General features: G+C 56.8%; 18 protein-coding genes. 5 read left to right on the top strand and 13 right to left on the bottom strand.

Going from position 1 to position 23,090, the window contains the following annotated elements:
- The first annotated feature begins 41 nt into the window (after nt 1-41).
- Both BM225_RS19155 and BM225_RS19150 read left to right on the top strand, forming a co-directional pair.
- A complete protein-coding gene (locus BM225_RS19155; RefSeq protein WP_177218663.1) occupies nt 42-863 on the top strand; it encodes a transglutaminase-like domain-containing protein in 822 nt (273 codons plus the stop codon).
- An 884-nt stretch (nt 864-1,747) separates the two neighbouring features.
- The gene (locus BM225_RS19150; protein ID WP_092465231.1) at nt 1,748-2,668 is read left to right on the top strand and encodes a DMT family transporter; all 921 of its coding nucleotides are present in this window, start codon (nt 1,748-1,750) and stop codon (nt 2,666-2,668) included.
- A gap of 401 nt (nt 2,669-3,069) precedes the next feature.
- Here BM225_RS19150 and BM225_RS19145 read toward each other — a convergent pair whose 3' ends face one another.
- The 11 genes from BM225_RS19145 to BM225_RS19095 all read right to left on the bottom strand — a co-directional run bounded on the left by BM225_RS19145 (nt 3,070) and on the right by BM225_RS19095 (nt 16,184).
- On the bottom strand, nt 3,070-4,119 hold the full coding sequence (locus tag BM225_RS19145; protein WP_092465230.1) for a methyl-accepting chemotaxis protein: 1,050 nt from the start codon (nt 4,117-4,119) through the stop codon (nt 3,070-3,072).
- Between the two features lie 17 nt (nt 4,120-4,136).
- Nucleotides 4,137-4,508 (bottom strand): response regulator, encoded by a 372-nt coding sequence (locus tag BM225_RS19140; RefSeq protein WP_092465229.1) that lies wholly within the window; start codon nt 4,506-4,508, stop codon nt 4,137-4,139.
- Between the two features lie 3 nt (nt 4,509-4,511).
- A complete protein-coding gene (locus tag BM225_RS19135) occupies nt 4,512-4,766 on the bottom strand; it encodes a hypothetical protein (protein WP_143095421.1) in 255 nt (84 codons plus the stop codon).
- Nucleotides 4,751-7,015 (bottom strand): chemotaxis protein CheA, encoded by a 2,265-nt coding sequence (locus BM225_RS19130; protein WP_092465227.1) that lies wholly within the window; start codon nt 7,013-7,015, stop codon nt 4,751-4,753. Before BM225_RS19130 ends, BM225_RS19135 begins: the two co-directional genes overlap by 16 nt.
- The gene (locus BM225_RS19125) at nt 7,012-7,398 is read right to left on the bottom strand and encodes a response regulator (RefSeq protein WP_218157083.1); all 387 of its coding nucleotides are present in this window, start codon (nt 7,396-7,398) and stop codon (nt 7,012-7,014) included. Before BM225_RS19125 ends, BM225_RS19130 begins: the two co-directional genes overlap by 4 nt.
- Nucleotides 7,395-8,237 carry a CheR family methyltransferase gene (locus BM225_RS19120; protein WP_092465226.1) on the bottom strand — a complete coding sequence of 281 codons (843 nt, stop codon included), beginning with the start codon at nt 8,235-8,237 and terminating at the stop codon, nt 7,395-7,397. The genes BM225_RS19125 and BM225_RS19120 overlap by 4 nt, the downstream gene beginning before the upstream one ends.
- The gene (locus BM225_RS19115) at nt 8,234-8,860 is read right to left on the bottom strand and encodes a HEAT repeat domain-containing protein (protein ID WP_092465225.1); all 627 of its coding nucleotides are present in this window, start codon (nt 8,858-8,860) and stop codon (nt 8,234-8,236) included. Before BM225_RS19115 ends, BM225_RS19120 begins: the two co-directional genes overlap by 4 nt.
- Entirely contained in the window at nt 8,851-9,951 is a 1,101-nt protein-coding gene (gene cheB, locus BM225_RS19110; protein ID WP_092465224.1) for a chemotaxis-specific protein-glutamate methyltransferase CheB, read from the bottom strand. The genes BM225_RS19115 and cheB overlap by 10 nt, the downstream gene beginning before the upstream one ends.
- Nucleotides 9,948-11,561, bottom strand: a complete 1,614-nt coding sequence (locus BM225_RS19105; RefSeq protein ID WP_092465223.1) for a chemotaxis protein CheW — start codon at nt 11,559-11,561, stop codon at nt 9,948-9,950. The genes cheB and BM225_RS19105 overlap by 4 nt, the downstream gene beginning before the upstream one ends.
- A 65-nt stretch (nt 11,562-11,626) precedes the next feature.
- A complete protein-coding gene (locus BM225_RS19100) occupies nt 11,627-13,567 on the bottom strand; it encodes a methyl-accepting chemotaxis protein (RefSeq protein ID WP_092465222.1) in 1,941 nt (646 codons plus the stop codon).
- 1,924 nt (nt 13,568-15,491) lie between these two features.
- Nucleotides 15,492-16,184 (bottom strand): FadR/GntR family transcriptional regulator, encoded by a 693-nt coding sequence (locus BM225_RS19095; protein ID WP_092465221.1) that lies wholly within the window; start codon nt 16,182-16,184, stop codon nt 15,492-15,494.
- Nucleotides 16,185-16,261: 77 nt separating this feature from the next.
- Here BM225_RS19095 and BM225_RS19090 point away from each other — a divergent pair, with 77 nt between their 5' ends.
- Nucleotides 16,262-17,017 (top strand): sulfite exporter TauE/SafE family protein, encoded by a 756-nt coding sequence (locus BM225_RS19090; RefSeq protein ID WP_092465220.1) that lies wholly within the window; start codon nt 16,262-16,264, stop codon nt 17,015-17,017.
- 287 nt (nt 17,018-17,304) lie between these two features.
- Complete coding sequence (locus BM225_RS19085; RefSeq protein ID WP_092465219.1) at nt 17,305-17,547, top strand: hypothetical protein; 243 nt, start codon at nt 17,305-17,307, stop codon at nt 17,545-17,547.
- A gap of 484 nt (nt 17,548-18,031) precedes the next feature.
- Here BM225_RS19085 and BM225_RS19080 read toward each other — a convergent pair whose 3' ends face one another.
- Nucleotides 18,032-19,792, bottom strand: coding sequence for a hypothetical protein (locus tag BM225_RS19080; RefSeq protein ID WP_092465218.1), 1,761 nt, complete (start codon nt 19,790-19,792; stop codon nt 18,032-18,034).
- Between the two features lie 339 nt (nt 19,793-20,131).
- Between BM225_RS19080 and BM225_RS19075 the strand changes: the two genes are divergently transcribed.
- Entirely contained in the window at nt 20,132-20,692 is a 561-nt protein-coding gene (locus tag BM225_RS19075) for a VOC family protein (RefSeq protein WP_092465260.1), read from the top strand.
- A 56-nt stretch (nt 20,693-20,748) separates the two neighbouring features.
- On the opposite strand, the gene BM225_RS19070 is transcribed toward BM225_RS19075, so the two are convergent.
- Nucleotides 20,749-22,734: a calcium-binding protein gene (locus tag BM225_RS19070; RefSeq protein ID WP_092465217.1), complete on the bottom strand. Its 1,986-nt coding sequence runs from the start codon at nt 22,732-22,734 to the stop codon at nt 20,749-20,751.
- Nucleotides 22,735-23,090: the final 356 nt, after the last annotated feature.

Raw genomic sequence — 23,090 nt, 5'->3', positions numbered from 1 at the left:
TGGACGCGCACTTAGACCAAAGCACAAACAACACAGCGGCGTTGCGCATGCATATCGGTTGCAGGATCTCCCATACTTTGACTCAACCGACCCCGCTGATCGCTCTTCTGAACGTGCACTATTCGCGTTTCGGAGATCTGGAACGTGCAGACCATCTGGGGACTGAGCCAAGCGTCCCGATCGAAAGCTTTCGCGATGGGTTCGGCAATTGGTGCACCCGCATGATGGCTCCTGCTGGCGAGTTCACGCTAACCACGGACGGTATCTTTCGCGACAACGGCCTACCTGATCCCTATCGGCCGGACGCACAGCAGAACGCAGTTGAAGATCTGCCCTCGGACACACTCGTTTTCCTCTTGGGCAGTCGCTATTGCGACACTGACCTGCTGTCGGAATTGGCTTGGGATACGTTCGAAGAATTCGCCCCCGGCTGGGAGCGTGTTCAGGCCATCAGCGACTACGTGCACAATACGATCATCTTTGACTACATGAAGGCCGATGCGACCCGCACGGCCTCGCAAACGCTGGCTGGAGGCTACGGTGTTTGCCGCGATTTCACCCACCTCGGGATCGCTCTCTGTCGTTGCATGAACATTCCAGCCAGATATTGTACCGGCTACCTTAGTGAAATCGGGGAACCTCTGCCTCACGCTCCGGATGACTTCGCTGCATGGATGGAGGTCTATCTAAACGGCCAGTGGTGGGTCTTTGATCCGCGCAATAACAAACGGCGCATCGGACGCATTCTGGTGGCGCGCGGCAGGGACGCAGCAGATGTTCCGCTGACGCATATGTTCGGCCCGGGCAAGCTGTCTGGCTTCGAGGTCTGGACCAGAGACATCTCTTTATCGTTTGGCGTCTAACTACAAAAATTCACGTCAAAAATCACGGGCTTTGTTGCGCGACGCTAGCGCTAAGAAGCCTTGGGGCAGACGAAAGCCAGTCCCGTTTCTTCCCTTTGTTCATAGAGATACAAAATGATCCATCCACTCAATACTACCACAATACGCAGCATAGCAGCGGCGTATATCGCGACCACCTCCGCCATTTCGCACGACACCGTGGAGGGTTGCACGAAATCTGTTACGCCCAAGCGCCGTACTAAGGAACGCTCCGATGTCTATGTTGAGCGAATGCTAGCCGACCCCATGACACAGCTCGTTATGCGGGCCGACGGTGTTTCTGAGAGCGAAATCAGGACACTATATCGTGCCCGTTCTGCGATCAAACTGACCTCTCGCGCAATATGCGCACCTGAGACTGGACCCCAGCCAGGCAGTCCTCGTCCGGGTATCGGTGAATGAAGTCTGCCGATACGCTTAACTTCTATGGTGGCGCTGAAACGCAGCCAATTTCGAGGGACAAAGTAAACGATGGCAGCACCTGGCGCGACGGCAATGCTACGAAGCGGGCGCGACCAGACACCCCCGCCGAACGCCATTGCCTCAGCTGTAAAAGACCCTTTGCCAGCGAAGGCTTCGGAAATCGCATCTGCACGCGATGCAAAGGGTCGAGCGTCTGGCGCGGCGCTGTTACGGAAGGTATTTCGACGGGACGCCAACGCGGATCCAGAACTTCCTAGCCATAATCGGTTGATGTTTCCCAACAGCAACTAGGCGTTGACACATGCCCTTTCTCTGAAATAGGGCGGATCGTGCCCGCGATGGCGTCGCGATGCGCTTTTTTCAGTCAGTCCTGCACGCCCGGATCTTGAGCCGCAGCACATTCTGCGGCGAAGGAGTTCGAGATGTCTCAATTAGATCAGGCGCATCTGCGCCAACCTTCTGCGTCCTTTGTCGGCATGGGTGTCATGGCTGTTGCCATGTTTCTTTTGCCAATGGGCGATGCGATCTCGAAATATCTGACCCAGTTTCTTGCCCCCGCGCAAATCGCAGCGATCCGCGCCGTCGTTCAGACTATCTTTTTGGCGGGTGCGTTCGCCTTTCTACGCCACCGCCTGAGCGGCTCTGCGTTTTCTCTCTGGTCCTTTGTGTCCGGCCAATGCGTCGCTGTCGTAAGCCTGTGCCTAATTGCGGCCTTCAAAGCTATGCCCATCGCAACGGCGATCGCTATCTTCTTTGTGGAGCCGCTGCTCCTCACCTTGCTGGCGGGGTTCATGCTTGGGGAAAAGCCCGGCCCTCATCGCTATGCGGCGATCGGAATTGGTATGTTGGGTGTGCTATTGATCCTGAGACCGAATTTTGCGGTCTTTGGTCCTGCAGTCTTCCTGCCGATTATAGCGGCATTTGGCTATGCGCTGAACATGATCGCCACACGCCGAGCGACCCGGCAGACATCGGCTCTGACATTCCAGCTGGGGTCTTCGCTGTATGCCTGCCTCACGTTGCTGGTGACCATGCTGATCACAACAGACCTTGGCGCGATGCAAGCTGCGATGACGCCGCAAATGACGCTTGGACTTATCGGGGCAGGCGCGCTGGCAGCGGCGACGTTCCTGCTCATTGCCTATGCGTTCAGCCAGACAGAGGCGAGCATTCTCGCCCCCTTCCAGTATCTTGAAATCCTTGGAGCGATCTTCATCGGGTTTTTCATGTTTGGCGACGTACCGGATCAGCTAACGCTCTTGGGCACGATCGTGATCTTCGGGGCAGGTTTGTACATCTTTCATCGCGAACGCCGTGCAAAACTGCCTATCCGGCGCACCTAAGCGCGACAGGACCGCTAATGGAGCGCGGTTCTTGAGATGAGTTCAATACATGGACCCAGCTCCCTGCGTCGCATGGAGATGCGTTTCTAGGTGCAGCGTCATAGCTGTAGCTACCAAAGTTCCTGCCCACGTGCATTGTCCGTGTGCCTCCGTTGAGAGCCGACTTAGCGATTTGAGAAGTTAGTTTTAGGGCACTCATTATGTAGTGTCTCAGCAACTTTTCCAACGCCGAGTTGTTTATCCGCCGAATACACTCCGAGGCGCCGACCTTAGTCTATGTCGAATTCACATTTTCAGCCGCAATAACTTTAGCGCCTGCTTCAGGCATAAAGCGGCAGTTATCCAAGATCTGTTTAAGCCAATAATTTAAACACTCGCGGCAGAGATGCAGAACCGTAGCTTCAAAAAAGCTCGAAGCTTAGCTCACTATCCGCCGAACTCCATTGGCTGTCCGAGGCATTTCCACTTTCAATGTGCACTCGGCGCTGTGAATACATCACGTACTTCTGCGACAGCTTCTGGATCAGATTGTCCACACCAGCGCGGATATCGGCATTCAGGTCCGTGTCCTTGATAAACCGGTTCATTTCCTGAAGCATTTCGTCAATGGTTTCGGCTTGCTGTCGGATCACATCGCCGGACTGAGCGCTGGATATCGCAGAGCGGATCGAGTCCTCGATGTTCTCTTGGGTGGCTTTCTTCTCTTGCTGTTGCTGCATGTTCAACTTCAGTAAGTCCTGATAACTGGTTGTCATTTCTGACAGATTACTAACGGCAGCGCCCAAGGTTTCTTGCTGAACCGACAGGCTGTCCAAGATGTCTTCTTGACTTGTTGTCTCTTTTTCTTCGCCTTCGGCCACGGCTGCATGAACCGTCAGCTCTCTCAGCGCACTCTGTATCAAGGGTTCGAGGCGGTTGGTCACGCTCTCGGTCTCTGATGCCAAACGGCGCACCTCGGACGAGATGACTGAAAACTCACGGCCAGCTGTGCCGGCGCGGGCGGAAGCAATTGATGCATTAACAGCTATCATCTTGATTTCACGACTAAAATTTTCTATCTCGCGCAGCTCTTGGCGCACCCCGTCAATCGACTCCGCGATTGAGGCCATAGCACTGCGTGTTGTGCGGATCTCTTCGCTCACGAACTGGCCAACTTCGATGGCTTTCTGCAAGTCAGCCTCAAGGCGGCGCTTGTCCACTTCGTGCTCTTCCATGGCGTCTTCTAGGCCGCCAAGATGGCGAATGGCTTCATTGCACTTGTCGCGCTCTGCGATCAAAGTGCCTTCGATCTCTGTCAGGTGCGTCATGAACTGGATCGAGGACTCGTTCGTCTCGTGGGCGATGTTCTTGGTCAGATCACTCAGCAGATCCACAAAGCGCGGCAGATGCTGGACGTAGGATTGCCCTTGGACCAGATTCTTCTCCAGTTCGAATGAATTATACGTGGTCATCTCCCGTTCCTTTCACCTTAGCCGTTGGGCAGTAGTTTTTGCAGCGCGGTTTCGAGCTGCTTGTGATCAACTGGCTTGGTCAGCCAGCCGGTGGCGCCTGCCTTTTTGGCCTGGTCGCGGCGGTCCTGTTGGGAGTCCGTGGTCAACACCAGCATGGGCGTAAAGCGATGTGCGGGGTGCTGGCGCAAAAAGCCGATCAGTTCGATCCCGCTTTTGCCCGGCATGTGAAGGTCGGTGATCAGCATCTTGGGCTCTTCACCGCCGCGAAGTTTGTCCACCGCGTCTTCGGCGGTATTCGCGCTGACGACCGTGTGCCCGAACCGTTGCAGCAAGCTTTCCATGCTCATCAATACGGTGGGGCTGTCATCTACGATCATGACGTGTGCCATAAATTAAGTCCTCTTTTTTGCGTAAAACTGACGGTCTGCCAGCAGATACTGGCGCCAATCTGTGGTGTCTGCGGCCCCTTGGATCGATGCCCCGCAAGCGATCAGAACCTGCACCACAGCGGTGTGCGCGCCGGTGCAGTCTGTGACATCGACAGGGGTTTCGGGGTGGTCTTGCAACCAAGGATACAGCGCGTCCACCTCGGTGATATCGATGTAGCCATCCAGCACTGCGGCCTCGGAGGTTAGTGATATTGGCATTCGATGATCTCCCTCAGGTTTAGAGCCAGCAGGATCGAGCCATCGCCCAAGAGAGCGGTGCCCGAATAGCAGGGGTAATTGCTGAGAACGCCGGTCATGGGCTTGATGATGGCGTCGACGCCGGGGTGGAATTTGTCGACCACAAGGCCGGATTCCCGTCCGTCCACATCCACGACCATCACGCTCAGGATGTCATCGGCGTCGCTGCTATCGCAGGCAAACAGCTTGCGCATCCGCACCAAAGGAATGAGCCTGTCACGCATGACCACCATCTCGGCATCGCGGTGTCTGCGAATGTTCGAGGACTTGATTTTCTGGCTTTCGACCACCCGGTCGATGGGCACGCCGTAAAGGCCGTCGCCAACCTCGACCATCATCAGGCGTTGCACGGCCATAGACAGCGGAAGCTTCATGGTGATCTTGGTGCCGCGCCCTTTTTCACTGGAAATGGCGATGGTGCCGCCAAGGCGGCGCACCATGCTGGCGACCGCATCCATGCCGACCCCGCGACCGGACAGGTCCGAGACAGCGTCCTTGGTCGACAGACCGGCCAAGAAGATCAGTTGCAGCGCCTCGGCGTGGGACATGTTGGCGACTTTTTCCTGATCTACCAAGCCGCGCTCCAGAGCTTTGGCGACCACGGTGTCGACGTCGATTCCCTTACCGTCGTCAATGACCTCGAGCGCGACGCTTTCCTCGTGCTGATAGGCTTTGACATGAATGGTTCCCATGCGCTGTTTCCCGCAGGCCTCGCGCATCGCGGGGTCTTCGAGGCCGTGGTCAATCGAGTTGCGGATCAAGTGAACGATGGGTTCGGCCAATTCGTCGACGATGGCTTTGTCCGCTTCGGTATCCTCGCCCTCGACAACGTACTGAATTTCCTTGCCAAGTTTGCGCGACATGTCACGAACCAGACGGTTGAAGCGGGACAGGATCGTGCTCATCGGGACCATGCGAATCTGCATGATCGCGGACTGAAGCTCTTCGGAGATGCGGTTGATCGTGTTGTGCTGCGCTTTGATTTCACGCACCAGTTCGCCGGTTTCGTCGATGGCCTCGGCCTTTTGCGCAAGGAAAGGCATGGCGTTCTTGGCGACGATCAACTCACCGGCCAAGTTCATCAGGGTGTCGATGCGCTCACTGCTGACCCGCAGGTGAGAGTTCGCTCGTGTGGGTGTCGCGGATTGCTTGGCGGGTTCTGGTCCGTCGTCGACAGCCTCTTCTGGTGCGGCCTCGACTGGCTTGGCCGCCGCGACGGGCGCGGGCTTGATCAGCGCAGGCTGCAACAGCGCCATCCACGCATCCAGCGTCGCGCGTGGGTTGTTCGGATCTAGATCCGGCGTCAGCGTCACCCCGATAGAGCGCGCGATGCGCCGCAGGACCACGCCCGCGCTGGCCGTGCAGTGCTCTTCGGCGGGGCTAGCCTGATCCGATGCCAGCAGCTCTCTTTGCGAGGCCAAAAGCGCGCTGGCCATCGCCCGCAGCGGCTCGTCAAGCGCTGGCGCGTCAGAGGCCGCGGCAATCGCCTCGAACGTGACTTCGTCGCTGACATACGAGAAATGCTCTTCGACCTCTTGCGGGGGCGCATCGCTCACGATGTCGAAGGAAATCGCCAACATGAACGGGTCGATTTCACCCGAGACGGGCCAGTCTTCGGGGGGCACGATGCGCGACCAGACCAAGCCCGGCGTGCTCTGCACCGTCCGCAAAGGGTCGTCGCCCGTGAAAAACGCGTTTTCAGAGGGCGTGTAGCGCACCAGCGTCACGGCGCCGTTGACGTCAAGCTCGGGGATATCCTCGGGCCACGACAGCGCGACTTCCTCGGCCTCGGGGGCGTCGTCGGTTAGGGCAGCCCCAGCAACGGGGGTGTCGATCAGCGCCCGCAGGCGATCGCTCAGGGCCTCTCCGATCGTGGCGGCATTGTCGTTCAGCGCCTCATTCTCTTCGACCTGATCTAACCACTCGACGCAGCGATCCAGCATCTCTAGCAGGACATCCGCAATCTCGGAGGTGAACGCCACATCACCCGCGCGAATGGTGTCCAGCAAATCCTCGCCCGCGTGAACAGTCTTGGTCAGGGGCTGGAATTCGAACAGGCCCGAGGCCCCCTTGATCGTGTGGACCGCGCGGAACAGCTGGTCGATCTGATCCTTGTCGTTGGCGTTCTGTTCAAGGTCGAGCAGTGCCTTGGACGCAGTTTCGATCAGGTCGCGGCTTTCCGCAACGAATTGGGTCAGAAGCGCGTTCAATGGACCTCTCCTTCCACAGCAAGAAGCGTTAGCAGAGTGGTAATGTCCGCAGGGGTTGCAGGCTTCACGAGGTAGTGGTTCGCGCCAGCGGCAAAGGCTTTGTCCTTGTCTACCAGCTGTGCCTCGGTCGAAATCATGACCACGGGGATCTGGCCCAAGGTCTCGGAGGTTCTGAGGGCTTTGATGAACGAATAGCCGTCCATCACAGGCATGTTGACGTCCACAAGGATGAGGTCGATCTCGAATTCCAGCGCTTTTTCAAGCGCTTCGACGCCGTTCTCAGCTTCTAGCGCGACCCAGCCAGCCTGCTCTACCAGCGACCGGTGATACATGCGGACGGTGGTTGCATCGTCAATAATCAAGGCAGTGTTGTGCATGGTCATGTCAGGGGCCTTTGATAAACGATCGACTGGGGGAAGCGGCGCACCTCGAACATCGAGGTCATGCGGCTGATGCTTTCGGAATGCCCAAGGAACAGAAACCCACCGGGGTTCAGGGCATCGAAAAGCGTGTTGATGGCTTGCTGCCGTGACTTGTCGTCAAAGTAGATCAGCAGGTTGCGGCAAAAGATCAGGTCAAAGCGCCGTAGCTTGCGCGCGCTTTCACGGTCGGACAGGTTCACCTGAAACAGGTGCACCGCCTCGCGAATATCGTCCGAGATCTGGAACCGCCCGCCGGGAAGCGTGTCGAAATGCCGGTTCAGCACGTCTTGGGGCAGATATTGCACACTGCGCCGATTATAGACCCCTTCTCTGGCCTTCTCGAGCACCTCGGTGTCGATGTCGGCCCCTTCGAGTTCTACGTCGTAATGCTCGAGATCACGCCAGTTCTCGATCAGTTGCAGGGCGATGGAATAGGGTTCTTCGCCGGTGGAACTGGGCAGAGACAGGATGCGCAGAGGGTCCTTGCGGGGACGGTCGCGGGCGACGATCTCGGGCAGAACATCTTGGGTCATGGTGTGGAACTGATGGTCCTCGCGGTAGAAATAGGTCTCGTTCACCGTCATCACATTGACGATGTTCTGGAATTCTTTCTGGCTGGACTCGAACCGGACCGAGATAAAGTAGTCGCGGAAGGATCGCGCGCCCGTTTCCTCGATCCGCTTCAGCAGCCGTTTATCGACGAAATATCGTTTACTATCATCGAATTCGATGCCGGTCTTCTTGTAGAAGAATTCCCGGAAGACATCGAAATCTTCTTTGCTCAGGACTGCGGTGCTCAAATCGGCTCCTCCGCATCAAGGCAGATGATCCGCTTCATCGCCAGATCGATCGAGAACTGCAGATAGGGATCATCGGCAAAGCGTTCTTTGGTTTGTTCCAGCGTGGGCAGATCCTCGATGCTGCCAATTTCACAGAGCCGGTCCACGGTGACGCCGACCACGTTGGGTTGATCCTCTTTCTGCAGCAGTTCGCGCAGCCAGATCGCCGCGTTCGAAATGGTCAGCATTCGCACCACGTCCACCGCCATGATCCGCACATCGGGTTCACTGTCATGGAGCAAGGCTTTGACTTTCTCCGCAGATTGCTCTGGCATCTGTTGCAGCGCGTAGACGGCTTCGTTCCGGCGGTTCGCTTCGTCCCCGCGCAGCTGCTCGATAAAAAAGTCGATCACATCACCGGACCCGACAGACAGCAGCGTCGCGATTGCGGCCTCTCTGACTTCGGGGCGCGCTTCAGTTTGCAGAAGGTCGATCAGCGGCGTGACTGCGCCCTCTGCCCCATGCAGAGCGACGGCGGCCTCGCGGCGGCGCGCGGCATCGGGATGGCCCAAGTCCTCGATCGCCTGATCCACAGACAGCTCTGCGATCGCGACGTCGCTAGATTGCTTTTTCTTCAAGAGCATTGCCGTCTCCTTGCGCTAGAAAGAGAACTGGTCCAGCGACACAGTTCGGCTGCGATTTCATGCACAGGCAGCACCACCGAGGCGCCATCCTTTTCGATCAGCTGTCCGGGCATGCCAAAGACAGCGGCGGTCTCTTGGGACTCAGCGATGGTTGAACCGCCCTGCTTGTGGATTTCTGCCATCTCGTCGGACCCGTCATCGCCCATGCCGGTCAACATTACGCCCATCAGGCGGTTTGCGGGCACGTGGTCCAAGGCACTGGCGACCATCCGTGACACACTGGGATGCCAGACGAATTGCGGGTCAGAGGTGGCAGGCTCCGCCACAAGGCGGTTCAACTTTTTGCGCACGACAACATCGCCGCCGCCTGCCGCCAGATAGACGACACCCGCATGAAGGGGGCGCGTCTCCGACACCTCGACCACCTCTACGTTGCAGGTGTCGTTCAGGCGCTTGGCAAAGGCCGCGGTGAACTTTGGCGGCATGTGTTGTGCAATCAGGATGGGTGCGGGGAAATCCGCAGGGATGCCCTCGAGCAGCGTCTGAAGCGACCCCGGCCCGCCCGTCGAACTGCCGATCAGCAGCAGATCTGGCACATAGGTGCGCGTGGCCTTGCGCCGTGTGTCAGCGGCCGGAGCAATCGACCGTGGACGCGGCGCTGGGGTGCGTGCGCGCCGTGTGGGGCGCGCCGTGCGTGCACTGCGCCCAGAGGCGGCCGAGCGGATCTTCCGCTTCAGCTCGCCCATGACGCTTTCCAGATTGACCGATACGGTGCCGTCGGGCTTGGCCACAAAATCGACTGCGCCCAATTCCAGCGCCTCAAAGGTCGCGACCGCCCCTTTGTCTGTTAGCGAAGACAGCATAATCACGGGGCACGGGCGTTGCTCCATGATGTGGGCCAGACAGGTAAGGCCGTCCATCTTAGGCATGTTGATATCCAGCGTGATCACGTCCGGCTCAAAGCTTTCCAGCTTCTCCAGCGCATCCTCGCCATCCCGGGCAAAAGCCAAGTCCAGGTCGTCCTGATCGGCGAAGTTTTCGCGCAGGACACGCCGCATCAATGCAGAATCCTCGACGATCAGTAGTTTCATGCCTCCACGACCTCCTCGGCGGCAGCTTCCAATTCTGCGGGATCGACCATGTCAAAGGCACCGCTATCCAGAACCAACACCATGCGTTTGCCGCCATGGGTTTTGGCGACGTTCTGCACGTATCTAGCGGCTTCGGTGTTCAGGGTCGGGGGCGGTGTCAGATCAGCTGCGGTGACGGTCAGGACTTCGGTCACGCTATCCACGATATAGCCCGTCAGCATGCCTTGGACGTTCAAAACGACAATGCGCTGACGCTCGCTGCGGTCGCAGGAAGCAAGGTTAAAGTAGCGGCGCATGTCGATCACCGGCATCACCATACCGCGCAGATTAATCAGGCCTTCGATTTCACCAGCCGCGTTCGGCACTGCGACAAAGCTTTCTGGCAGTCGGATGATTTCCTGAACCGAATGAATGCTGATCCCGAAGTTTTCGTCGTCCAACTTAAACACAACCAGCTGTTCGTCGTCGGTCCCATGTTCGTCCGTTACGTCCTGCATGTCCTCTTCCTCTGAACGTTCCATCTCGACCTCGAGGGTAGACGCGGCCAGCGCCTCGTCCGCCTCGCCGAGTTTCAAGCCGCAAAAGATCTCGCGGGCGGACAGGACCGAGATCAGTCGTTTGCCCCCCTCGAGCTTGCAGATGCATTCGATATCGTTTGAGCCGTGGCGCCTGATGCCCTCGGGGACCTCTTCGACATAGTCCTCTGAGATCCGCAGAACCTCGCGGGCGCGGTCCACGATCACGCCGAACCGGCGCACCACGCCGGTGCCATCGGGAATTTGCAGGACCACAACACGGTTGCTGTCGTTCGCCTCTTCCCGCGCGACGCCAAGGCAGGCCCGAAGGCTGATCAGCGGCAGAACGCGGTCCCGCAGGCTGGTCAGGCCCACCACGGTCTCGGGCGCATTTGGAACTTCGGACACGATTTCTGGCACGCGCACGATCTCGTCCACATCGGCCAGATTGAAGGCGTATTCCTCGTTGCCAATCGACAGAGACACGATCTGAAGCACGTTTTCATCCGCGCTCTCTGCGCTGACGCCAGCCCCGTCCATTCCGGCCGCCGACATCCCGCCAGAGCCGAACAGGGCGGCTGCCTCGGCATCATGGTTCGCAATCTCTAGGTCCGCAAAATCCGGCAGGCGGCTGGGATCAAACAGCTGCACCAAATCGTGGTTGCCAAGGTTCTTGACCACGCCCTTCAGCAGGTTCGAGGCGACGGTTTTCTCGATTGCGTCCGCATCCTCGATCCTGTCTTCGGGCACGTTCAGCACCTGCGCCACGCGGTCCACGACCAGCCCGACCTTGAACTTGTCCTCGACCACAATCACCCGAGAGGCATCGCTGGTCTCTGGCGCGGCCACCCCTAGCATTTTTCGCAGGTCGAACACGGGCAGGATCTCACCGCGCAGGTTGGCCAGCCCCAGCATCGTCGGCGGGGTCATGGGCACGCGCGCCAGTTCCGGTACACGAATGATCTCTTGCACCATCTCGATCCCGAAACCGAACAATTCGTCCCGTATCAGAAAGCTCACGTATTGCAGAACAGACCCAAGCTGTTCTTCGTCATTGTCCAACTCTGAAAAGCTGTTTTGGTTTTGCTGACCCATGTCGCGCCTCCGGTATCGAAACCAACCAGCAAGCGGCCCAAGTGGCCGCCTGCCCTGTCAGATGCTTAGCCAAGCTGCAGTTCGTCAGCGCTTGCGGCGATGTTGTCGATGGCGATCGACAGCTCCTCTGCGCCTTTGCTCTGCTCGGTGGCTGCGACCGAAGCCTGATTTGCGGCGGTCTGCGCCTCTTCGGCGGCGGCGGCAATCTGCTCCATCCCTTGCTTGGCGGTCGAAACCGCCTCAAGGATTTCGTCCGAGGAATTCAGGATGTCCTGGTTGCCGGTCAGCACGATTTTCATGTCCGCGGCGACAGTTTCCAGCAAAGTCGTTGTGGTTTTGGCGCGCTCCACTTCCAGCAGGGCGCTTTCAGCGGTCTCGGTCAGGTCGGTGCGCACGATGGCGATCTGGTCCTGAATGCCTTTGACCATGTCTTTGATGTCGTCAGCATTCTTCTGAGCGTCTTCGGCCAGGTTCTGGATGTCCGTGGATACCACAGCAAAGCCTTTGCCATATTCACCCGCGCGGGCCGCTTCGACGGCGCCATTCACGGCCAGCATGTTGGTCTGGATGGCCACGTTTGCGATGGCATCGACGATTTTGTCGATACGGCGGCTAACAACGTCCAGTTCCTGAATTTCGGCTACAGATTGCTGGCCAGCGGTCATGGCATCGCTAACGCCCGAGATGATGTTCTCGATCGCGGTGCGGTTCTCAATCAGTAAGCCACTGATCAAGTTGCTCTTCTCAAGCGCACCACTCGCATTTTCCTTCGAGACCTTGGAGTTCGTTTCGATCTGCGTGATGCCCGCGACCCCCTCTTCAACGGCAGAGGCTTGCAGGGTTGCGGTGTCCAGAATTTCAGAAATCGCGGTGTTGATCTCGTCGCTGGCGCGGTTCAGCTCTTCGATGGTGGCGGCCAGTTCTTCGGATGCGGCGGCCATCTCTTCCGAGGCTTTACCGATGTCGCTTGCGGTGCTCAGCTCTTCTGCGATCTCGACCAGCTCTGTCGCGGCGCGTTCCGCTTCGCTCAGCGCTTGGTTTTGGGTTTCAACGGTTTTGGCAGCTTGCTCAGCACCCGCGGACTGCTCTTCGGCGGCGGCTGCGATCTGCTCTGCCCCTTTCAGCGCTTGCTCGGCGGCGGCGCCCATCTCGTTCGCGTTTTTCGACAGAATGTCAGCGCCCTGCGCGATGACCTCCATGTCGTCGCGGATTTGCACCAGATTGTCGGTGACCGTGCGGCACTTCTCGACCTCGTCCGCTGCTGTGCTGGCCGCGTCGCCCACGTTATTGGACAGGACGCCCGCCTTTTCTTGAATGTTGCGCACCAGACCATCGATGTCCGTGGCATTCCGTTCAGAGGCTTCGGCCAGTTTGCGTACGGTGTCCGCCACGACCGCAAAGCCCTTGCCGTGCTTGCCAGCACGGGCGGCCTCGATCGCTGCGTTCAAGGCCAGCAGATTGGTCTGATCTGCAATGCGGATGACTTGGTTGACGGCTTCGATGACGTTCTGGGCCTGATTTTCCAGATCCTTCATCAACTCGACAGAGGCGAACTGACGCTTGGCGCTCTGGTCCACATTCCCGATCAGGTTGTTCACGCCGGTGTCGGCTTCCGCGATCAAGGCCTGCAGCTTTTCCGTGACCTCAAGCGACTTCTTGGCCGTCTCGGCCTGCAACGCGACACGGCGGTTCACTTGGGTCATGGACGCCGCGCTCTCTTCACTCGCCGAGGCTGCCTCGACCGCGCCGGTCGAAATTTGCTTCATCGCGCCGGACAGCTGCTGGGTCGCTGCGCTGGCCTCTTGGATGCCAGCACTCAGTTCTGCGCAGGCCGCGGCGATGGCATCTGCGGTTTGCTTGCGTTTCGCGACAGTGCGCGCCCGTTGACGCTTTTGATCAACGCCTGTTGCTGGGGCCTTGGCCCGCGATGTCGAGGCGGCATCTGCCCCGTTAGAATTTCCAGAGCGGTTCGATGCGGTCGCGGACTTCGATTTTACCAGCGCCATCAGCTTTCCCCTTTTGCGTGTCATCTAGTCGTAGCGGGGGCGAAGTGATGGTTCCGTTGCCTCCTGCTGTGGAGTCAAACGTCGCGCAATGTTGCGAATTTACAAATATATCTTTCTATTCTGTAGCATACCTTGGGTTAGCACGTTCAGAAGGAGTGGCATACCTATTTCCCAGGAACCATTAACCTGTTGTTTATTTGTCCAAAAATAGCTTTCAGCATACAAAAAACGGAGCGACCCAAATTTTTCTCACCTATTTAACTTGAACTGATTTCGGGCCGATCTTTGGCGCAGAGAAAACACGCAAGACGGCCGAGAACACATGTCCTATGGGCCAAAATATCATACGCTACCATTCAATCTTTTGCACATTTAACGCAAAGGCTATCTGTAGATATTCCAGTGTGTTAGCTGATTCATCGACTTTCAAATTCCGCCAAACGCGCCCAATCGAATTCAAGGCCAATGCCGGGCGCGTCTAGGGCGACGGCCTGCTGTCCCTAGAAACCGCGTGAGCCGATCCGACAATCAGCTCATATACACCGATATTAGTACGAGGCGCGCAGCACTACATAACCGACCGATATCTCAAAAGGTGCTCATCAAGGCTACGATGATCAGTTAGAGTAGAGGTGAAAAGGAATAGGCCACTACATTTACCGTCAGGCGTATTATGCGTCCTGCTTGTTGAAGGCTGAATTACTTGAAATCTTAGTTTTCAGCTGCTTGAGCAGCCCCATCTGACTTGACTGGAACGGATGATATTCGTCAGCCACATTAGGGCTTTGGCAAGTGCCGCCACATCGCGGTCATCGTGCTTGTGCTTTCACATAGAGACGGACGTAGAGCGGCGACATCAATCGAGGTTTATGTCTATTCTCCTGGCAGAAGCGACTGGTGTGAAGTGCCCCGAACGGGCTTCCATCATGCCCACGCACGTACGAAATGAGGCTAGAAAGTCCAATAGCCGATACCGCTGGAACAGTTAGCGAAACGCAACTGCACCTACCCGTCTAGCTCGGCACGATTGTTAGTGGCCGTGCCTTTTTGAGCACCCAGAACTTCTGTGCCTATCCGATGCGCGTCTCTTCACCTAGTTCAGACATCGCAACAGCAGGTTGGTCGAAAGGCAGCTCACCCTAACAGCTCAAAAATAAAGGGCCGAAGCTTACTTCGACCCTTACAATCAGTGAGCGGCTTTTCTGTATTGCTGCTTTTGCGTATCAGTAGGGCAGAAATGAGAAAAGTATATAAATCGATTGATAATCTATGGCGAAACGTCGGGTGCGCCGGCTTTGCCTTGACCATTTTAGTCGCTGGTTTAGGCGGCTGGTGAAATCTGAACACTAGGGATAACTGGATTTTCCGCGCCACAGCGACATGCTGCTGCGAGCGCTTGAAAGACCCATGGCAGGATGCCCGAGGCAGAAAGATCTGCTGATTTCGCATCAAGTCAGTGTCATGCTGGACTTCTCGCGACCAAGGAAGCTGACCGATTATGGCGCCATCTTACGTCGCCGAAACTGTTCTCCGAACAGTTTTCTCTTTGCTCTTCACCTTGATCAGTAACCTAGGGTCTGAATGGCTTAAACCACACTAATCTAAGGGCCTCGCAGGTGAGGGTCGGTTAAGTGGATATTCTGGCGTTCAATCTCATAACGACAACAGATCGCACAGTACTATTGGGTACAAGAAAATGAGCGCCCTGCTCTTACCCAATGATGCAACCAGTCCGTCATCGTGATCCAAAGTCCGACACTCTAGCCTCGGGTGGCCCCAAAATTCGCAAGAACAGTACCAGACAAGTCAGTACTATGTGGGTCAATTGAGATCTGGGGTGCAGGTCTCTTTGCTTTTATCGTGCACTTTGCGCAAAGCCTCAATGCGTCACAATAAAGCTCAGAGCTAGGTTCTTAAATGGAATTCACGAGAGGAATGAAGCTCCCCGCATCGCATCAAAAATCGTTTCTAGATGCAGGCGCATGGCTATAGCTGCCTCGTCCCCTGCCCGACGAGCAATACAATCGACAACCCGGGCGTGTTGCTCGCAATGAAGCGAGGTAAAGGTCGAAACCCCAAGGCGGCGGTAGGTCTGCTCCCATTCCCTTTGCCAAGCAGCATGGCGGCGCACGTCCGCCAGATAATCAAGCAATCCCAGGAGGATCGGGTTGCCTGTGACCTCGGCAATCCCGCGATGGAAGGCGGCATCCAGCTGTTCGCATTCAGATCTCGTGGTTGCCGCACGTCCGCGGGCGATGACGTCCTTGAGCCAAGCAACTTGCGTGGCTGACGCCAAAGTAGCGGCCTCGGACGCGACCGATGGCTCGATGGTCAGCCGTGCCTGCATCAGTTGCATCGGCGATGCCCCTTGGACAAGGATCGCCTCGCGCACGGGATGCCCCGGCGGGCGCACGCCTAGAAAAGTGCCTTGGCCCACATGCCGCCACAGCTCTCCGCGTATTTCCAGTGCTGCCAGCGCGCGCCGCAAGGTTTCGCGGCTGCAGCCCAAAACCCGAGACAACTCGCGCTCGGGCGGCAGCTTGTCCCCAGGTTGCAACCCCGCCTTGGCAAGATATCGCGTCAGAGCCTCTTCGATTTGTTGTAAGCGCGCTGCCATTTGATCCTCCGTCCAGACCAATTTGCAGACCAATCTGCAGATGTGCAACTGACCGTTCAGTTCAAAGGAATACAATCATGCTGACATATGTCGTACTGGCCGTTGCAGGTTTGGGAGCCGGAATGCTGAACGCAATCGCAGGGGGCGGGACGTTTCTGTCTTTCCCGGCACTCGTGTGGGCAGGTGTGCCGCCAATCGTAGCGAATGCAACGGCGACATTTGCCGCTTTGCCCGGCTATGCCAGTAGCGCTTGGGCCTACCGCGCTGACATCGCGGGCGACAGCAATCCCTCCTTGATGCAGTTGATTGCTGTGGCTGTGGTGGGTGGACTGCTTGGGGCGGGACTGCTTCTGGTGACGTCCGAAGACCTATTTTCAGGTGTTGTGCCGTGGTTGCTTTTGATTGCCACCGTCGCCTTTGCCGTTGGTCCAAGGATTTTGCGGTATCTCACGCAAAAGGGCAGGCAGGCTTCTCTTCCCACAGCCCTGACGATTGTGTTCGGGGTGTCGGTCTATGGCGGCTACTTCAACGGGGGGCTAGGCATCATGCTGCTCGCAGCCTTTGGGTTAATTGGCATGACCAACTTGCATCACATGAACGGGCTAAAGAACCTGATGTCGTTCGTGCTCTCGGTCGTTTCAGTCGCAACATATACTGCCGCAGGACTGATTGATTGGAATTCCCTCGCGATTGTAGGCGTATCCTGCGCGATCGGAGGCTATGTCGGCGCGACTTTCGCACGCCGTATCAAGAATACAGCGCTCTTACGGGGATTTATCATCGCGATTGGTTTCTTCATGGCAGCTGTCTTTTTTATGCAGCGAGCGGGATGAGACCGAGCAATTGTTAAATGTTCTCGGTTGCCGCCCTTTGCCGAGGCGAACGTCGGTCAGAACACAGAGATTTAACGTCGGGGAAGCTGTAGTTGCTGGATGCACCCAGATCTTGACGCACACGCGATGATTGCGTTACGCGTGACAGCTCCCTGATTTCGGTGCCCGCTCTGCGCGTTAATAAAGGCGCTGATGACAAACATGAGCACGAACTGAAATGACAGAGTCATCGGTCCTGCGGGATCTTTCTGTCATTCTCGGCCTGAAAATTTACACAAGGAGGAAACGTGCCCCCCAAACAGAAGACGCGCTTCATTTTGCTGGAGCAGCATCTAGACAGCTTTCCAACCGTCAATTTTGTATTTGTTCACCGCTTCAAAGCAGTCGAGGAATTGGATCGCCTTGAAAGTGTTTATCGTCAGATGGATGTCGACGAAATTGAACGTAGCGAGCTGACTTTGGAAGTGCATCTCGCCGACGGAGATGAGATCAGCTTCAACATCGAACCCTACACGTCGGACAGATACTGACGCTTCTTCCGGTTCGCACTTCATTCGATTTCTGAGGTGAATGCCTTAATATTTTGTTTTTTATAATTTTCCCTATTCAAATGCATGCGGCATATTCCTCGGTATAACTCTGTCGGCCGCGACGCACTCGCCAGGGCAGAGGCGCATCCAACGCAGAGCAAGAACGTTTTCGGTTATGCCGGCTGACAAGAGCGCTGCTGAACTTTCCAGTTACAGGGGACCCCAGCTTTGAACTGCTCCTCAACGCATTTGGAAGAGCTATGCCCCGATCGCATTGCGGCATTGCAGAATTGGCTTTTGTGGCAGCATTCGATCTTGGCTATGTATGAAGTGTAGATGATGTCTCTCCTCCTCCCTGACATCATCTTGGAAATTCGGGCGACACACATCTCCTCCCTAGTGTGTCGCCCTTTTCTTTTCCCAAGATTTGTATTGTCGAATAGAAGATCTTGCTGCTTTCTCGAAGCGACATTGTCCGCTTCGATCAGTTGGCACCAAGCGCCAGAAGCCCCAACAACATCACACCGAGCAGAGCACCGAAATCGCCTTCGCTGTCGTCGTCGGCATCTCCGTCGCTGTTATCCGTTTCCGCCTCGAATTGAACGTCGGGCAGGTCTTCGTGTGTGAGTAGCCAGCTGGCATCAATGACCGCATTAACATCTGCTGCCTGTAGTTCGTCGTACGCTTCTTCGTCGATCTCAAGAGGATCGCTGTTTGACCATTCCGCAATGTCGCTTGCACCAGTTTCTGTGCGGGCAAAGACCAATCGGATAATCTCGTCTGGATGGCTAAACGACATGGTCAGCATGTTTCCGGCTTGAGTCAGATCAACCGTTTCGCGGATGCCTTCGGCGTAGCTCAGGCTTTCGGGGGTTTGATCCACTCCTTCAACATCAGGAATGCCGTACATCGCCTGCCAATCCTCTGGCACTTCGGCGCGTAGACCTTCAGCCCACACACTTTGAACGGAACCGATTGTGCGTAGGTCAATGCTGACCGTCATGTCGTCCTGAAGTGTTTTTGGCCCGCCAAGAAACAGGACAAGCTTGTCTTCGCTGTCAAAGGCATAGGCCGTTCCAGCCTCGCGGTCGGTGTGATCATTGGCGTCATGCCAGTTCAGGACCCGCGTGCCCGCCAAGCTCTCGGCCATCATGTCCTGGACTTGCCCGCCGACAAACAGATGTGACGTGCCGTCTACCTCGGTGTAGCTAGACGCCGCTGTATGCGTCAGGTCCCAACCATAGACGCCAGCAGCTTCGGCGCCGATGGCATGGTAATCTGCAAATGTCTGAAGGATCGTTTCTGCGTGCTGCATCCCCAAGGGTCGGATCGCCAGCATGTTCTGATAGTGCTGTTCGAACGCCTGGTGGCTCCGGCCCTCAAGGTCCAAATCCTCGAGCGTTAGGCCCGCATTTTCGGGGTCGGACAAGAAATCTTCTGCAGCTTCGATGCGCGATAGGGACGCTGCATTGTAGGCCGACAGGTATAGGCCGGGTGCCTTACCCCCCAGGTCTTCGGCACTGTCCGCCCACAGGTCTTTGGCGATCCCTACGATATCGATGCCCCGATCTGCCGCGGCGGGTGAGCACGTGAACCGATGGACCGACAACATATCCGGCAGGGTAATCGCATCGTCACTCATGTGTTCGATCAAGCTAACGTTGCCGTCCTCGGTCCGGCCCAACTGAATGCTGTATTCTATGTTGTCGGGATGAATGTCGTAGCTGTCCTCGAGGTCATGGAGAACCTCGGCATAGGTGTTGACGACATCGGCATAATGGCTGGCTTGCTCTGCCTCGGTCGCACCATCGAAATGGCTGTAGAATTCATTTCCAAACTCAAGCACCAGTTTGTCCGGCAAGTCCCCGAATTTGCCGCTGAAGAGATCGCTGAAGAAGCCTGATGCATCGGCCCGAAGCCCCTCTAGATCATATTCATAGCGGGCTGTCGGCAAGACGATAGAGAGCGAGAGATGTTCATCCCGCGCAACGTCCATCAAATCGCTTAGACCCGGACGGTCATAGTCCCCGCTATAGAGGTCTTGGAATTCAATGCCGTAGCGGTCGTCGTCATTCTCGGCCAAGGAGCCGCCGGGCCAAACCACCATGCCGATATCGGTCTGGCCGATCTGCTCCATGAATCTGTCAAAGCCCCGAAGAGAGACATAGCGCGCACCAAAGCTATCCGCTTCGATGGGCTGCGCATCGGGATCGAAGGTCATCGCAAAGTTGTGCTGGAACGACATGGGCGCGTGTACTCGGGAGTATGAAAATGGAACCGGACAGCACTGGCACAAAACAGCTAATATGATCGGCGATCCCGAAAGCAAGGTCGAGCTACCCATACGGACTACGCGCTATCCTTGTAGGTATGTCATTGGCTCTGACCCAATGCGTGGCCACGCTGCGCCTTTTCGGCGTGTTTTCTCGGTGTCGGCGCGGGCTTCTGACCGGGCATGAACCACCGCAGGCCGACTAACTCAGCAGTCGCGCAGAGGACCTCTGCATTTGTCTAGGTTTTTCGGTGAGCACGAAACTGGCACACTACGCTCATAAGGAATACGGAGTCAGCCATGCAACACCAGATCCGGCCAATCGCGACGCAAGGTGTCCACCACGTCACGCTAAAGGGCGCGAACCGTCAGACATCGATTGACTTCTGGGAAGGTGTCTTGGGAATGCCCTTTGTCTTTGAGCAGCCAAACAGAGACGCGCCATCCGAAAGCCATCTGTATTTTGACCCCGGTGACGGTCGGTTGATCACCATCTTCACCAGCGAAGATCGCATGCGAGACGATGCCGCCGTGACAGAGGATATCGGCTCCGTACATCACCTTGCCTTTGCGGTGAGCCAAGCAACATTCTCGCAAATTCCAGACAGGCTTGATGCAAGAGGTATCAAGCATTCAGGTCCAGTGGATCGCGGGTTTATGGACTCCATCTATTTCCGCGACCCTCTCGGCCTGCGCATCGAACTGGCGTCCTATCGCTTTGTACCGCCCGAAGGGTATCGCGTCGCGGATGTTATGATTACCGCTCACAGAATTCGCGTGCGTGCAGGCGACTTCGCGATCGAGATGAGCCATATCGCAGAGGCGCTTGAAACGCTGACACTCTCTCGCGACAGCCTGAGCCGCTCTGAATAGAGCGGCCTGCGCGCGCAGGTCATGTGTGACCCGTTAAACAGGTCACGCCATGCAGATCAGAGCAAGAAGTCATCCTCTCCAATAGAGCCAATCTTCTTTACCAAGATTTCAAAATCCGCGTTCCCGTCACCGTCCACATCGGCGGATACCAAAAAGTGCTTGCCCGTGTCGCGCAGCCAAACGCTGTTGCCTGCCGCGCTCCCCGAGAAGTCAAAGCTCTGATTGCCGCTGGTGCGAATGTCGGCGTCGATGCCACTTAAATCGATGTAATCCTCTGCGCTATCGAACTGGATAATCATGTCACGCTGACGTCCTGTCGCGCTGTCATCGGCGCTTTCAAAGACGAATGTATCAGCATCGCCATCCTTGCCTGCGTACAGCTTGTCGCGACCGCTGCCCCCGATAATTGTATCCGCGCCGCCCCCGCCTTTCAGGACATCACCGCCAGCGCCGCCGCGCAAAATATTGTCGGCGGTGTTCCCTGTGAGCTTGTCGTTGTTCGACCCACCAATCAGGTTCTCGACACTCACCGCTTGGAGCCAGCCTTTGCCTTCCAAGTCATCCGCAGCGCGCGGCGCGGCAAAATTTTGCGCCGCGCCTTTCTGCGCCAGAGAAAAGATCAGCTTGGTGTCAAAGGACGACAGGTCAATCGTGTCTGACCCCGACTGCCCGCGCACGGATAGCAGGTAATTCGGGTCGGTCTCTGACACCTTGATGACATCGTCGCCCCGTCCCAAAGACGCGTTAGCGATACCCCCCTGCCCCATGGTCACCAGATCCGCGCCATCGCCGGTGCGGATGTAATCCACATACCCGCTGCCAGTGGTGACAGTGTCGTCCGCACTCGACAGGTTTACCGTGCCAGCGCCACTCGCGCCCAATGTCAGATCAACTTTGGCCTCGTTATGGATTTGAAGAGAACCGAGCCATCCGTCAACGTGGATATCATGGGCATTAATCGAGTCTCCAGTCAGGAGAATTTGGCCCACACCGCCACTGCCGATCGACATTGTCATGTTGGTGTCGTAGCCATGGATCGTCTCGATCATGCCTTTGTCCGCAGTGATAAGTTGGTCGCCGCGATAGGCTTTTATGCTGTAAATCTGGCTGGTGTCCTGCACATCAATCTCAGAGTCGCCCTCAATCTCGACATAATTCAATCGAGAGTCGCGTTTCACAGTAATATCCGCGAAGTCAGAGCTGCTGACCGTCCCGAGCCGCGCGGTATTGGTGAGCATTACGCTGTCGTCACCCTCACGCAGGCGCAGGGTACCTAACCAAGCATCGTCCAGCGTCACACTATCATCGCTTGATCCCAGAGAGGCCTGCTGGATCGTGCTGTTTGTACTTTCTAGCGTGGTCGCCCCATCACGATACACCGTCAAGCCACCGATGTTGCTTTCGTTCACGCTGATGGTATGGGTTCCGGTTCTCAGCGTGACTTGGTCAATGCCGCCGTCGTTAATCTCGATCGTATTGCGGGAGTCTCGGAACGATGCCACCGATGTCACGTAGCCCGAGTTTACCGTGACCGAGTTCACGCCATCCCCAACCTTGATCAGGCCTGCGCCGCCCGTCCCGACCACGACCGTGTCGTCGCCACGCAGGTTCATATCGCCGACATAGCCCGACCCGGTCGTCACTCGATTCACCGCCGCGTCGAGAGAGATCGACTTGGTGTCTGCCGACCCCAGCGTAATATCATGCAAATCTCCATCATAGCCTTCGATGAACCGCACGCGGGTCGAGATCAGCTCAACCTCGGAGTTATCGCCGAGCTTCAGATAGTGGATGTTCCGCCCCTCGCCATCATCGGTGTCTTGGAGAATGGCGGTGTTTTCGGTCTCTGCACCGAACCGCAGCGCCGCGATTGTCCAATTCTCGCCGCTGAAATTCGCCGTCGTGACCAGATGGTTGCCCACCGTCTCGTCAAAGATACTCAGGTAGCCTTTCCAGCCGCCCTGATCCCAGCTGTCTGTCCCCCACAGCGTGTCAAAGTCGCTGCTCCCATCCAGGTTGAGTTCGAGTGTGTTGATCGGCATTGGAGTCCCCTTCGACGTAACGTTCAAAGGGTAACCTTGTGGGCCGCACCCTCAATCACAGGCAGAGGGGGCAGAGGTATGTTGCGGGCTGCCATTTTATCCTGTGGATCACGGGTGGTCACATCACTATGGGTGGGTCTGTACGGGTTGCCGTAAAACCACCCTAGTTAAGCCCTTGTATTTTCGGCGCTTGAGCGGCCTACCCGATGTGGTAGGCGCGGCGATCTTTCAGATCGAAAACAAACCAGACGGTCAGATTTCGCAAGAATATGGCCGTGTTTTGAAGCCTCTGGTTGCACCGTAGCTTGGCCGCGAATGCCCGCGGTTTTGTTCGGGCGCCATGCTTCATGCTGCTC

Source organism: Donghicola eburneus (genome assembly GCF_900115865.1).
Lineage (GTDB): Bacteria > Pseudomonadota > Alphaproteobacteria > Rhodobacterales > Rhodobacteraceae > Donghicola > Donghicola eburneus.
This window is presented reverse-complemented; position numbering and strand designations above follow the sequence as displayed.